This window comes from Sporosarcina sp. resist (genome assembly GCF_014302295.1).
Classification (GTDB): domain Bacteria; phylum Bacillota; class Bacilli; order Bacillales_A; family Planococcaceae; genus Sporosarcina; species Sporosarcina psychrophila.
On sequence record NZ_CP060287.1, the window covers coordinates 3,110,748 to 3,124,375 of the forward strand.

General features: G+C 39.7%; 13 protein-coding genes. 2 read left to right on the forward strand and 11 right to left on the reverse strand.

Annotated features, from left to right (window positions below):
• The first annotated feature begins 162 nt into the window (after nucleotides 1-162).
• Nucleotides 163-1,095, forward strand: a complete 933-nt coding sequence (locus H7992_RS15375) for a YsnF/AvaK domain-containing protein (RefSeq protein ID WP_187045162.1) — start codon at nucleotides 163-165, stop codon at nucleotides 1,093-1,095.
• A 157-nt stretch (nucleotides 1,096-1,252) separates the two neighbouring features.
• Here the strand turns inward: H7992_RS15375 and H7992_RS15380 are convergent, their stop codons facing one another.
• The 10 genes from H7992_RS15380 to H7992_RS15425 all read right to left on the reverse strand — a co-directional run bounded on the left by H7992_RS15380 (nucleotide 1,253) and on the right by H7992_RS15425 (nucleotide 10,569).
• Nucleotides 1,253-1,534 carry a VOC family protein gene (locus tag H7992_RS15380; RefSeq protein ID WP_255428699.1) on the reverse strand — a complete coding sequence of 94 codons (282 nt, stop codon included), beginning with the start codon at nucleotides 1,532-1,534 and terminating at the stop codon, nucleotides 1,253-1,255.
• A 132-nt stretch (nucleotides 1,535-1,666) separates the two neighbouring features.
• Complete coding sequence (locus H7992_RS15385; RefSeq protein ID WP_067210531.1) at nucleotides 1,667-2,422, reverse strand: exodeoxyribonuclease III; 756 nt, start codon at nucleotides 2,420-2,422, stop codon at nucleotides 1,667-1,669.
• Between the two features lie 129 nt (nucleotides 2,423-2,551).
• The gene (locus H7992_RS15390; RefSeq protein ID WP_067210533.1) at nucleotides 2,552-2,749 is read right to left on the reverse strand and encodes a hypothetical protein; all 198 of its coding nucleotides are present in this window, start codon (nucleotides 2,747-2,749) and stop codon (nucleotides 2,552-2,554) included.
• Nucleotides 2,750-4,259: 1,510 nt separating this feature from the next.
• Entirely contained in the window at nucleotides 4,260-5,036 is a 777-nt protein-coding gene (locus H7992_RS15395) for a hypothetical protein (RefSeq protein ID WP_187045163.1), read from the reverse strand.
• A gap of 232 nt (nucleotides 5,037-5,268) precedes the next feature.
• Nucleotides 5,269-5,802, reverse strand: coding sequence for a YhcN/YlaJ family sporulation lipoprotein (locus H7992_RS15400; RefSeq protein WP_187045164.1), 534 nt, complete (start codon nucleotides 5,800-5,802; stop codon nucleotides 5,269-5,271).
• A 151-nt stretch (nucleotides 5,803-5,953) separates the two neighbouring features.
• Complete coding sequence (locus tag H7992_RS15405; protein WP_187045165.1) at nucleotides 5,954-7,075, reverse strand: NAD(P)/FAD-dependent oxidoreductase; 1,122 nt, start codon at nucleotides 7,073-7,075, stop codon at nucleotides 5,954-5,956.
• Between the two features lie 152 nt (nucleotides 7,076-7,227).
• A complete protein-coding gene (locus tag H7992_RS15410; RefSeq protein ID WP_187045166.1) occupies nucleotides 7,228-8,025 on the reverse strand; it encodes an ABC transporter ATP-binding protein in 798 nt (265 codons plus the stop codon).
• A complete protein-coding gene (locus tag H7992_RS15415) occupies nucleotides 8,000-9,052 on the reverse strand; it encodes an ABC transporter permease (RefSeq protein ID WP_067210548.1) in 1,053 nt (350 codons plus the stop codon). The genes H7992_RS15410 and H7992_RS15415 overlap by 26 nt, the downstream gene beginning before the upstream one ends.
• An 18-nt stretch (nucleotides 9,053-9,070) precedes the next feature.
• Nucleotides 9,071-10,087 (reverse strand): ABC transporter substrate-binding protein, encoded by a 1,017-nt coding sequence (locus H7992_RS15420; protein WP_187045167.1) that lies wholly within the window; start codon nucleotides 10,085-10,087, stop codon nucleotides 9,071-9,073.
• Nucleotides 10,088-10,404: 317 nt separating this feature from the next.
• On the reverse strand, nucleotides 10,405-10,569 hold the full coding sequence (locus H7992_RS15425; RefSeq protein WP_067210553.1) for an aspartyl-phosphate phosphatase Spo0E family protein: 165 nt from the start codon (nucleotides 10,567-10,569) through the stop codon (nucleotides 10,405-10,407).
• Nucleotides 10,570-11,387: 818 nt separating this feature from the next.
• Between H7992_RS15425 and H7992_RS15430 the strand changes: the two genes are divergently transcribed.
• Nucleotides 11,388-11,576 (forward strand): hypothetical protein, encoded by a 189-nt coding sequence (locus tag H7992_RS15430; protein ID WP_187045168.1) that lies wholly within the window; start codon nucleotides 11,388-11,390, stop codon nucleotides 11,574-11,576.
• A 64-nt stretch (nucleotides 11,577-11,640) separates the two neighbouring features.
• Here the strand turns inward: H7992_RS15430 and H7992_RS15435 are convergent, their stop codons facing one another.
• A complete protein-coding gene (locus H7992_RS15435; protein ID WP_187045169.1) occupies nucleotides 11,641-13,461 on the reverse strand; it encodes a LysM peptidoglycan-binding domain-containing protein in 1,821 nt (606 codons plus the stop codon).
• Between the last annotated feature and the right edge of the window lie 167 nt (nucleotides 13,462-13,628).

The window sequence follows — 13,628 nt, forward strand, 5'->3', positions numbered from 1 at the left end:
ATTTTTGCATCAGTTGCTACTAATCAAATGGGTTCAACAGGTAATCGTTAACGTGAATTCAATATGCTTCAGCAGCAAATTGCGGATAGGTTTTATTATTTGAAAGCTGGGTATTTTAAAGACTAGCACTAACACTATAAAAATCTTAGGAGGCAATTTGAAATGGCTGACAAAAAGTTTGTAGGTACATTCCATAATGAAACCCAAGTCTTGAATAAGATTGATGAGTTAAAAGCGCAAGGTTATACTGAAAACGATATTTATATTGTGACGAATGATGCAGATACATTATCGATTATCCGAGGAGAAACTGATGTGGATCTCCGATCGCCTGAAGGTAACTGGATGGACAAGTTCATCGCTTTCCTGAGCGGAGATGAACCCGTCAAAGGTGCATTCACTAACATGGGATTCACCGACGAAGAATCCAACCGTTATTTCAATGAAGTCAAAGCTGGCGGAATTCTTCTATACGTGGACCAGGAATACGGTAATCTCTATGGAAATCAAGGAACGGAATATCAAGCAGGTTATACAAATCCTAATATCGGCTCAAATCTTGTTGTTGATGATTATGATAATCCCAATCTAGCAATGAACAGCCAAGGGTTAGGGTTAGGAACAGATGCAGAACAGGAAGAACATCTAAGATTGCACGAAGAGAAGCTCAATGTCGACAAAGAACGCTATCAGGCGGGTGAAGTGAACGTCAGTAAGCACATTGTCGAAGAGACACAAACGGTAGAAGTGCCCGTCACACGTGAAGAAGTGTACATTGAACGACGCGCAGTAACTGAAGAGACTGCTGCCGGAGAAGTGTTTGATGATGGTGAAAATATTCATATACCTGTTATGGAAGAGCGGGTTGAAGTGACAAAACGTCCTGTCGTTAGTGAAGAAATCGTCGTTGGCAAACGTGAAGTTCATGATACAGAAACGGTTAACGAAACCGTGCGCCGTGAAGAAGCGGATATCGACCGGACCGATGCAGTACTAGATGAACGTGATGGGACGGCCATACATTCATTGGATACAAATCCATTTGAGCGGAATGAATTAAATAATGATTCTTTAATCGACCGGAAACGATTTTAATAATTAAGAAAACCGTAAGGCACCTGGAGTCTAGACACTGCTCCAGATTGAAAAACAGATATTTTCTTATTCCTTTAAAAAGGAGCTTGCTTAAGTAGATGATCTACTTAAGCAAGCTCCTTTTCGTTTTCCGGATTGACTTCCATCACTTTTTTGGTTAGTTCAATTGACAGGTGACGCCGAATTTATCCCCTACCCAACCAAACTTGTCACTGACCGGCGTTTCAGAAAGCAGCATCAGGACTCGTCCATCCTGTGATAGCTGTTCAAAAAGCCGACCAATTTCCGCTGCCGTGTCACATGCCACAAACAATGAAGTGGAAGGAGTGAATGTGAATTCTTGGTTGATAGAACTGTCGATGCACATGAACGCCTGTCCTTTTATTGTGAATGTGGCGTGCATGATCATGTCGTTTTCTTGATGGACTACATTTAGAATTTCCGATTCATCAAAATAGCTGTGTAAAAATTCATGGCATTTTGTGCATTTCCTTCAATCATAAGCAAAGATAAGCAACGTCGTTATTTTTGGTCGGTAGTCCCTATAAGTTATTTCCCCTCACATCTTTATTTATAAATCAATTTCTAAAACAATCGGACAATGGTCGCTGCCGAGTATATGTGGATGGATGGTAGCATCTTTCAACAGAGATTCCAATTGTTTGGAGGCTATGAAATAATCAATCCGCCATCCAATATTCCGCTCCCTAACCTTACTCATGTACGACCACCAAGTATATGCTCCTTCTAGATTTGGATTGAAATACCGATACGTATCGATGAATCCTTCCCCTAATAGCTCCGTCATCTTTCCGCGTTCCTCACTGGTGAAGCCCGAATTACCGATGTTCGATTTCACATTTCGTACATCTATTTCCTGATGCGCGACATTCAAATCACCACATAGAATGACTGGTTTCATATCATTCAGTTTCTTTAAGTAGTCACGCATGTCGTTTTCCCATTCCAAGCGAAATGGCAATCGTGCCAAATCCCGCTGCGAGTTTGGCGTATAGACGTTTACTAAATAAAACTGCGCGAACTCAAGCGTAAGAATCCGTCCCTCTTCTTGAGCATCTAAATCGCCTACACCGTATTTCACAGTCAATGGTTTTTCTTTCGTGAATACAGCCGTACCTGAATAGCCCTTTTTTAGTGCGTAATTCCAATATTGATGATAACCATCCAACTGTAAATCAATTTGACCTTCTTGCAGTTTTATCTCCTGTACACAGAAGATGTCTGCATCCACCGTTTCAAAGTATTCTAAGAAACCTTTACTAACACATGCCCTTAATCCGTTGACGTTCCATGATACTAATTTCATATAGATTGACTCCTTTGATTAACCTCTGCGAATTCTCTTTCCATTCTTACTATAGCACAAAAGAACATACGTTCAATTTTTCACTTATTAAAAACGAAAATTCTGCTACAGCTAGCCTAGTTGGTTCATTCATCGCCAAAAAATTCCGATTAGAACGATTGCTCCTAATAGAAATTTGCCAATCTGCCCGATTTGTTCCGAGGTGATAAATGGTTTTGGCACAAGAAATTCCATTTCCTTGATTTCATTCTCCAAATGATCTATTTTGGCTTTCAGCGCTATCATTTCTTTGTCCAGATTGGTTTCCCATTCATCTTGTCCATTCATATGTATTCCTCCCATTTTTTGATTTAACTTACTATACGTTACTTACTCAAATTGGTTTCATTTTTTCATTAATAAACAAATCTCAACGGCTTTGTTCGGGATCTATAAACCTCGTTTATTGAACTCCCCTATGTTCTCCAGTATCTCGCTATGGACACTAATATTCCATGTTATAAAGAAGATAAGACATACTACATATCACGTCTGTTGATTAACCAAAGTAACCAGTGAATAACATGATTAACTGCTAGGCGCTACGTGTAAAGTTGACTTTGGATTGCTTTGGATATAAAGACTTCTATACGATTATCGAGATGTCTAGAAATGTAGTGATGCGACTTTGTCGCATCACTACATTTCTTTCCCGATAATCGTATGGTGGTCCTTCATCCATCGCGCTCCAAATGCATAAGTATACGAAGTGCTAACACTTTTTGAGACGAAAGAATAGAGGGGCATCTACCTGGATAAAAGCCGCCAAAGATGCAATTTTGCCGGCTGAAACTTTCTTTAGGGTTTGCTCATTTTTACTAGTAAAGAAGTGTTACTTTCTATAAGGTATCACATGATTACATGCATACTCTTTGCTAAAAGTAAGCAAGGAACGCATTTTACAACGTACTAGAGTGCCCGGAATTGCATCTTCGGGCACTTACACTCCCTATAGAAAGTCATCTATTCTTTTCTTTCCAAGCAACTGCATTATTCACTTAAATATTGTAGGAACGCGACAGGCAACTATTCGCAACAGGATTACCGAAAATAGTGTGGCTAGAAGTGACGGAGTCACTTCTAGCCACACATGCCTCTCGATAAATTCGTCGTGATTTTTTTGCCGAAAGCGGACCGGAAATGATCCAGTGAAAATGGATTTTTCCAAGCCCTACTCGCCATCACCTTATGTAGATAAATGGATAATCAACAGACGTGGCTACATATACTAGTACGAACCATTTAAAGGTTTTTCTTTGTCTTGCAGCTGATTGAAATATGTATGCAAATAATCCGATAAATAACGAGATTATAATCAAATCGGATTGCCATATACGCTCTGCTGAATTAACAGGAATCATTACCTCTTGTAAGATTTGTATAGTGTTATCATCATTAATTTGTATATTATATTTTTCTTTGTTGAAAAAACCTTCTTCAATCGTTATGAAAGATGCACTTTCATCTAAATTATAATGATAGCGAATCAAATTAAAATTAGTTAGTATTGTGAATGTTAACAATAGCATCATCACAGGTATAAAAATGAACCCAAGCGGCTCTTTTTACAGGCTTTAACATAATTATCCCTCCTCCCGTAATTATCGTTTGTTATTCTATTTTATTCACAATAGTTGTGGGAATACCTCTTTAATTTGGAAAATAATTCGCAATACGAAAAATGCCTGTACTGAACACAACTTCAAATTGTGTTTAGCACAGGCAAGGAAGCATTAATTTAAAGAGAAGAATGTTTACATTTTTCTCTTGGAGCGGTGTCTTGACTTCAGCACTATTCTTACTTCATCTGGTCTGTTACAGTATTAACAAGTAACAAAGGATCTACCGTATATACCTCGTAAACGACTTCCTCTTCCTGCCACATAAAGCTATTCGCAGCTGCACCTTCACTATTCATATCAAACATCCCAGCCCCGATCTTTCGTGGAGCTGGTAATAATTGATTTTCCAACTTTGCGACAATCTCTTTTGCCAAATCGTTCATTTTCGCACTTCCTACATCGCTATTCCGATTACGAATCGAAAATGACCAGCGCCCCTCATGCCATGTAAGGAAAATACTCCCTGCACCGGCATCTTGGTATCCCGTAATGCCATTTCCCAAATCAACTTTTTGAGCGCTATCATTGATGGGCTGGTAATTGATTTTCGCTTTAGCACTAGCCGCTGAGTCATACCTTGTCCCATTCACAATCATATAAGGATGTGCATCGTGTAAGGTAGAATCATTTACAGGAATCGGTACATTTGTGACATAAAAATTTACTTCGTAATTATTTTTGCTCGATGCAGTAGTCGCCGTCAGATAACCTTCCCCTACAAAAATATCCTCTGGCAACTCCAATTTCACATCAGTTTCTATAGCAGATGTTACCTGCGCTAAGATTTCTTCATGTGTTTGCTCAGGATTAGTTTCGGGGCTTTCTATTTGTTTTTCGGGTGTATCCGTTTCGGTAATATCTGGTGTCTCTACAACTTGATCCGCGCTTGATGAACATCCACCCAGTATGAATAAAGCGCTAATGAAAATTACGCTAACTCTTTTTGATTTCATATAGTTCTCTCCTTATATTAACCACAAAAAATACTCGATTTTATTCGTATTCCCCTTTTTCTTGCTTGTTAATCCTTTTTATAAGTACGATGCGAGAAATAAACAGGTTTAACTGTCCATTAGCGAGAACCTAAAGTGTAATTCCGAAAATAGTTTATTCATCAATAAAAGGCTCATCATTCATTGGAAGAATGATGAGCCTTTTATTGAATAGACAGTTGAAACGGATAGCTTAATGCGCATCAGGAAATACTCGCTTCATCGCATCTGAAAACTCTTCAAAGAATCCTTCCACTGGTTTGTCTTCTCTAATCTTAGTTCCATATTCGTCCATTTGTTTTACAAAATCGGGATTCATCGATACATAAACATTTTTAAAGTTAGCATCAGTCGACCTGACCTCATCCGCAATCTTATTCTCAGTCACTTCTGAACCATCTGCTCCTTCTTTTAGCACGACTGCCACATAAGCATTTGTGTCAGTTACGATGACATTGGCGCTTTCCACTTCTTCCATTTCCACTATTTTATCAGCAACATCATCAGCGACCGTCAGCTCTTGATTACCTTCACTATTTGGATTGGTATCCGTTGCCGAGTCGTTTGTAGTACCGTTTGTTGAATCATTGGTGGTAGTATCGTTTACATCCGTTTCTGTTTCTGTACCCACTGCATTGTCCTTCACTTCTTCATTTTTCTTCGTTCCACAACCCATCAAAGAAAAAATGACGAGCAAAGTGGCCAAAACACGCAACATCTTAGTCATTGATAATCCTCCTTCAAATTTGTCAGTAACGATAGCATGGTCTGTTTGTCTTTTTTTATGTAGTCGTTTTAAAATTTTATGCCAAAAAAATTCTCAAGCTGAAAAACGGCTTGAGAATGAAGTAAATTATGGTAATACATTCAGGCGACTGTTACTCAGCTTTGATTGCACTTACAACTTTATACAACTCAAGGTCTATTTCAACCGGTTCATTCATTGCTAATTTTGCTAGTTGTTTTCCTAAGAAAGGTCCGACAGTTAGTCCTGAAGCACCCAATCCATTCGCTAGTAAAATCCCTTTTGCTCCTGGAACTTCTCCAATAATCGGGAGGAAACCTGGGGTAAACGGACGGTAACCTACACGTACCTCGGTAAAAGCGCTGTCTGCTAATCCTGGCGCGACTGTTAGAGCTTTACCTAATACCTCATGCAAGCCTCCAGCAGTAACGCGCATATCAAACTGTTTATCATCTTCATGCGTTGCTCCAATGACTACTTTTCCATGATCAAATGCAAGAATGTATTGGTCAGTTGGTGGCATGACGACTGGCCATTCGGTGGTTTGTGTTTTTTCAAGTTGTAGATGGACGATTTGTGCTTTTTGAGCACTCACTTGTAGATGAATGCCTAGCGGCTCAACTAATTCTGCCGCCCATGCACCGGCAGTGACTATGACTTTATTCGCTAAAAACTGTTGATCTTCTACTTGAACTCCCGTGACAACTTTGTCAGTAGCAATAAGTGCTGCAGACCCATTTACGAACACTGCACCATGTTTTTTTGCGGCACTGACCAACGCATTTCGTAAAGCACGCCCGTTTACACGAGCCGCTCCACTAATTTGAATAGATTCATATTCCCCAGAAAGCGGAGGAAATAAAGCCGATGTTTCACTTGCATTCAATTGACGGATATCGCCAATTCCAGGTGCATCTTCTCGTCTTTTTACCGCACGTTCTTTCATTTTCTCGAGTTTGACAGCATCCGTGTGCAAGCTGACCGCACCAACGCGTCGGTACCCCGTTTCCGTTTCTCCGTCTTCTTCAAGCTGTTGGATGAGTGACGTATAATATGCCGCCCCGCCTTTCGCAAGGGCGTACCAAGCTTTATTTCTCCGTTGGGATAGCCATGGACAGATAATGCCCGCTGCGGCATCCGTCGCCTGCCCCGCGTCCTGACGATCTATAACTGTCACTTTAACTCCAGATTTGGCTAAATGATACGCTGTCGACGCTCCTAAAATTCCTGAGCCTATGATGATAAATTTCTTCATTATAAAACACCTTTTCCACTTTGAGTTTATTCTAATCATACCAGTTCTTATACTGAATTTTGACCGATTAACATGGTTTTGTCGAATTTACCCGCGACTCCATAAAAAACACCACAACCATGTCAGGTTGTGGTGTTTTATCCTTATTCACTTCACACAGATAACAACGCGGCATCACTGTTTAACTTTTCACCGCGAATGCGTTGGAATTCGGCCATTAACTTTTCAATCGTCAACTGCTTCTTCTCTTCAGCCTCAACTTCCAAGATGATTTGCCCTTTGTCCATCATAATGAGCCTATTGCCTAAATCCATTGCTTGCTGCATATTATGTGTGACCATCAGCGTTGTCAACTGGTCCTTTTCTACAAGTTGTTTCGTTAGATTCGTGATCAATTCCGCCCTTGATGGGTCAAGGGCCGCTGTATGTTCATCAAGAAGCAAAATGGACGGTTGTGTAAAAGTAGCCATTAACAAAGAGAGTGCTTGACGCTCCCCACCTGATAGCATACCTACCTTCGCATTCAATCGATCCTCTAGGTTCAAATGAAGTGTTTCTAGTGATTCCCGGAATAGTTCACGACGTTTCTTGTGAACACCTTTACGTAATCCGCGTGTTTTATTGCGCGAGTACGCCATTGCTAGGTTTTCTTCAATTGTCATAGAAGGAGCGGTTCCTGCCATTGGATCTTGGAATACTCTGCCGATCATTACCGAACGTTTATATTCAGGCAGTTTCACAACATTTTTACCCGCGATTTCAATGACACCGAAATCAGGCGTAAGTGCTCCTGAAATCATATTCATCATTGTTGATTTCCCCGCACCATTACTGCCGATGACAGTTACAAAATCTCCTTTTTCCAAATGCAAGTTGATTTGATCAAGTGCGATTTTTTCATCGGGAGTCGCTTCGTTAAATACTTTATTTATCTGTTGGAGTTTCAGCAATTGCATTCCCTCCCTTGTTTAATACATGATCATAAGTTGTTAATCGTTCGGCATGACGTTTCGCTTTCCTCTTATTTTCCCGTCTTTTATCAATGTATTGCGGTAAAATAAGTGCAGCTATAACAATAACGGCGGTGATTAACTTCATATCTCCTGTATCGAGAAATTCTACTCGAAGTGCAAGACCCAATACGATTCTATAAATAATAGCACCTGCAATCACTGCAAGTGTTGTTCGCATAATTGTTTTTGTACCAAAGATTGCTTCACCAATAATAACAGAAGCTAGTCCGATAATAATCATACCGATTCCCATACCGATATCGGAAAACTTCGAGTACTGAGCAATCAATGCACCAGAAAAAGCGACAAGCCCATTAGATAGGCCTAACCCTAGGATTACAAGAGTATCTGTATTCGCTGAAAAGCTGCGAATCATTTTCTTATTATCACCAGTTGCCCGTATTGCAAGCCCGATTTCTGTTTGTAAAAACCAATCTACAACGACTTTAATAAGCAATGTAGCTATAATCATTAAAAATAACGTTCCCCATGTAGAAGGTAAGTATGTAACGCCTAGCATGCTGAAGAATTGATTGATTGACTCATCAATGCCAAGCGTACTCCAAAATACATAGAATTTACTAAACAACGTCTCTGCATTTAACAAAGGAATATTGGGACGTCCAACAGAACTATCCGACGTCATCCCCATAATCCTTAAATTGATAGAGTACAGAGCAATCATCATCAAGATACCCGCAAGTAATGGATTAATCTTTCCTTTCGTATGTAAAAGACCCGTAATACAACCGGCAATAAATCCAATAACAATGGCGACTCCAGTTGCGAATAACGGATGATACCCAAAGACAATCATCGTGGCTGCAACCGCTGCCCCTGTTACAAAACTTCCGTCAACCGTTAGATCGGGAAAATCTAGCACCCGGAATGTGATGTACACACCGAGTGCCATGATTGCATAGATGATTCCTTGCTCCACAGAGCCGAATATAGCACTAAACATACAGAATCATCTCCTAATTTATTCGCTTAATTCAGCTTTCCATTCGTCCTTGATATCAAGACCAAGTGTATCAGCTGTAGCTTTATTTATAACAAATTTTAAGTTCTGAGGAATTTGAACGGGCAAGTCAGCTGGTTTACTTTCGCCTTTTAAGATTTTAACAGCCATTTGACCTGCTTCAAAACCTATATCGTAAAATTCAAATCCATATGCGCCTAAACCACCGCGTTTTACGGAGTCGAATTCACCGACTAACAGCGGAATCTTATTGGCATTCGCAACATCTATCACCGATTCAAGTGCTGACACAACCGTATTATCTGTAATAATGTAGAAAGCATCTACTTTACCAATCAATGATTCAGTAGCTTGCTTCACATCCGCGGATGTTGCAACCGGCGCTTCTTTTACAGTCATATCCATATCTTTCAATATTTCCTTAACCGCATCAACTTGTGAACGTGAGTTTTGCTCTCCAGCGTTAAAGACCATTCCAACATTTTTAACGCCTAATTCTTCTTTCATGAACTTCATCGTTGATGGAATTGCTTCAGGATGATTATCAATTGTCCCAGTCACATTGCCGCCTGGACTTTCCATTGAAGCAACTAGTTCAGCACTTACAGCATCAGTTACCGATGTAAATACAATTGGAATTTCTTGTGTCGCTACTGCGACTGCTTGTGCACTAGGCGTCGAGTTCGCAAAAATTAAATCAACGCCTGAACTGACTAAGTTATTAGCTATCGTTGTATTAGAACTATTATCATTCTGAGCATTTTGCTCAACGTATTCCACGTCAAGACCTGCATCAGCCAATGCTTTTTTAAATCCGTCTGCCGCAGCATTCAAAGATGGATGCTCGACAATTTGAGTCATACCAATTTTATATTTCTTCGTTTCTTCATTAGTTCCTTGCTCTTTTTCATCATTTGATGGCTTGGATGCATTCTCTGCTTTGTTTTCTCCACATGCCGCAAGGATGAATATAACGCTAAATAATGCCACTGCATACTTTAACCAATTTGTTTTCATTTTTGTTCCCCCTTTTTCATTATCGCCTTCTTTAATAGACTTGTCTTTACGACGATAATTATTCGTAACAATACACTGTTTGCAAATGTTAGTCAATGGAATTTTAAGTATTCTAAACATTGAAGCGCTTACATTTTCTAAATAGTGTTTTTTGTTTTTTAATTATTAACGATTCATTTTAATGTATAAAAACTCAACGAATTACTTGGTTCATTTTTACGTACAAAAAAACGACCAATACCCGCCGAAGGAGTTTTGACCGTTTTTCTACACAATTAGGGATAATCCGCATTTGAGCTGAGTAATTACTTCATTTATTACGATACTTTTTCTTGATATCTATTAATTAACTCATCCAATTCTTGACTACACGCGACAACAAGGGGATGCGTATATCCGAAAGTTTTTGCTTTTCTATACATGACTTTTCTCTTAATCCCAATTTGAAACAACAACGCCTTTTCATTCAGTAGCCTTTTCACAAATCTTCCTCCATATAATATATTCGGCTTCAAATTATGCGCTCTTTATCTAGTAGGTTCGGAAGCAACTAGTTCATCGTACAACATCATGTTTAAAAAAAATGTCGTATTAAGTCAAGATTACATTAATTCATAAATTTGTCACAAGTCATAGGAATATAAGTCGTATTAGTTGATTCTTAACGCTTTAAACATGTTTTCATTTGTAAATTGGTTGTATTTTTAACTATTTCACTTAAAATGGTTTACATCATATTCAGCTGGGTATAGATAGATTACAAGGTGAAACAACCTGAAGAAGCTATTCGTAGACGAGTAACCTACAAGTAACTTCTAAGGATGAAATGCACAGCCTTGGCGGAAAATTTGCTTTACTGGCGACTAGTTACATTCGATGAGGACCACCTGATTTAGTGTTAAGTTGTGTAACACTTAGCTATTCATCCGCAGTCTGGATGAATTATTAAGGCTTTAACTAAGTAATACAGGTTAATCACGAAGTTTTAGACCAAGCAGTAAGCGTTACGTTTTTTGTTTAAGTGCAATTTGAATACTGACAGCTTTGCCAAAAGTGGCGGCGCACGTCAGGCTTATCAAGCTGAAAGACGAGTATTAAATAATCGTCAGTAAAAACAGTTTGTATCATTGAAAAAACAAATTTTCCGAGTGCACCCCTTTCATAGGGGAATGAAAAAGCATGGTCCTTCATGGATCATGCTTTTTTCGTCTCAATAAATTTCTTCACAGCTAATACGAATTGAAATCGGTTTTGAAGCCATATTAACGTAGAATACACTTATTGAAATGGAGGGTTTATTATGACAAAAGATAATCCAAAAGGAACTACCAACAAATCAACCCCATCGAAACATCAAAAATTAAAATCGAATACAATGAAAGAAGAAATTTCGCTTGAGTTAGCCGAACTCGGAAACTTAAATCCGAAGCATGAACCGATGACACAAAACGACAGACAAAAGAGTGAATCGGAAAAGACTTATAAATAATAGAAAATATTTACTGAAAACCACTAGGAGTAACCAACCCTAGTGGTTATTTTTTCGAAGTACCCTACGGCAAAAACAAAACAGTTGAGGAAATTCCATCAATATGTTCCTTATCCGCCCATAATATAAAGTAATTATAAGATATTCCATCAATCATTATCGGACTCGGATAATTTGCGATAAAGGCTGCCTGCCCCTTCATTTCAGCTGGTTGATCGGCAGAAGGTAAAATAGTGCATGACTGTTCATATGGGTTTTGTGATTTTATTATTCGAGGCGCCGAGCCATAGGGCATTAGTTTTTGAAAAGCTTCGTCATGGCATACCTTGTCGATCGAATCGGATCCCAAAAGAGCTGAAATCTGAAAAAAGCCATCATCGCCTTCATATCTTTCATTGTTTACCCTATGCCAACTTGCGGGATATTGAAAGTTAACGTCAAAAGTCTCGTTCGTAAATTCCGCTTTTGACAAATCCATAATCGGTGTTGGCGACCATTGCACTGACGTGATAGTCACGTCTTCAATGAGCCTAATTGGGACAGGATGGGTTAGATCAAGCACCCACAGCTCATTGGCAAATTCCTGCTCTTTACACCCAGATAGGTATGCAATTTTTCTTCCGTCAGGCGACCAAGTAACTGGTGTCGAAAAGCAATTCGAAATCGCCCATATCCGATCCTCATTCCCAAGTCGCTCCACAGTTCTTATTTGCGTAAAATAGCCTCTATCATCAGATGCGGTCGCACTATACACGATTCGTAAAGAATCAGGTGACCATTCCGGGAAATAGTTTTTCCCATCTGGTCCCCCTTTCACTTCATGCACAACACCTGTAGCAAGCTCCACAGTGTAAATAATTGAAACACTTGCACCTGGTGTTGTATAGAGAGCAAAGCTACCATCGGGTGATAGACGCGCATCATGAAGAGGACCGTTCGTATTTCTAGTAATTTGCTTTTTAGTCATTCCATTTGTATCACTGCTGAATAGCTGACTTATACCTGATGCATCCAGAGCTTGAAACATTAATTCCGTGCCACTCGGAAACCAGCTCACTTCTGATGCACCAGGTTGCCTGATCGTCTTCGCTGCATGCAACGTGGCGTTATACAGTATAATCATTCCTCGGGTCGCATAAGCTAAACTTGAACTGTCTGGAGACCAACCCAGACTGAAATCTCCCCCTTCTTCCAACTGATCAATACCAGCGATTAAACCCGTTGCTGTATAAATAACATAGATAATCCTATCCTTCCCAACAAATGCGATTCGGCCGCTATCCGGCGACCAAATTGGTTGCGAGCGTGCATCGCCTAAACCACTTGTAAGTTGTCTATTTTTCCCGGTCCGCGGATTATACACCCAAATATCATACTGCCCTCCGCGATTAGATGTATAAGCAAGAAATCCTCGATCAGCGGTAGGTGCGAAAGGAATACTTAATTTCATTCCAGGAGTTAGAGCTGTGGATGGCAGTTCGTTGGTCGTCTGTAAATACTTAGGATTACTTTGACCACCTGTTGTCACGTTGAAACGCTTGGCAATCTGAACCAATGTGTCCCGAGGTTGAACGACGTAATAAGCAACACCAGGTGGGATTTCAAGTAACTGACCTATCTGTAAGGCATATGGTGGCCTTAGCCTATTTGTTTCGACAATCAAAGAAACAGGAACACCATACATTTGAGAAATCCGGTACACGGAATCTCCCGACTTAACGCGGTATTTATTGACGCCAGGTGGAATTGACAACTGTTGCCCGATAGTGATTCTATATGGTTGCGTTAAATTATTTGCGGCAATAAGGGATTTCACTGGAAGTTCCCACCGCTTTGCTATTTTATTTAATGTGTCGCCAGTCCTAACTACATAAAAATGTTGCATCGCTAACACATCCTTCCATTTTGACAACCTCGTAATTTCCCAAGTTAAATGTGAACAGAATTCAATTGCTCTACCCACACCTAGGTTATTCGTCTAGCGGGCGGTATGTTCTAACTATGACATTCATTCAAAGTAGAAAGCACAAAAAAACGAACGGCTCTTTTTAA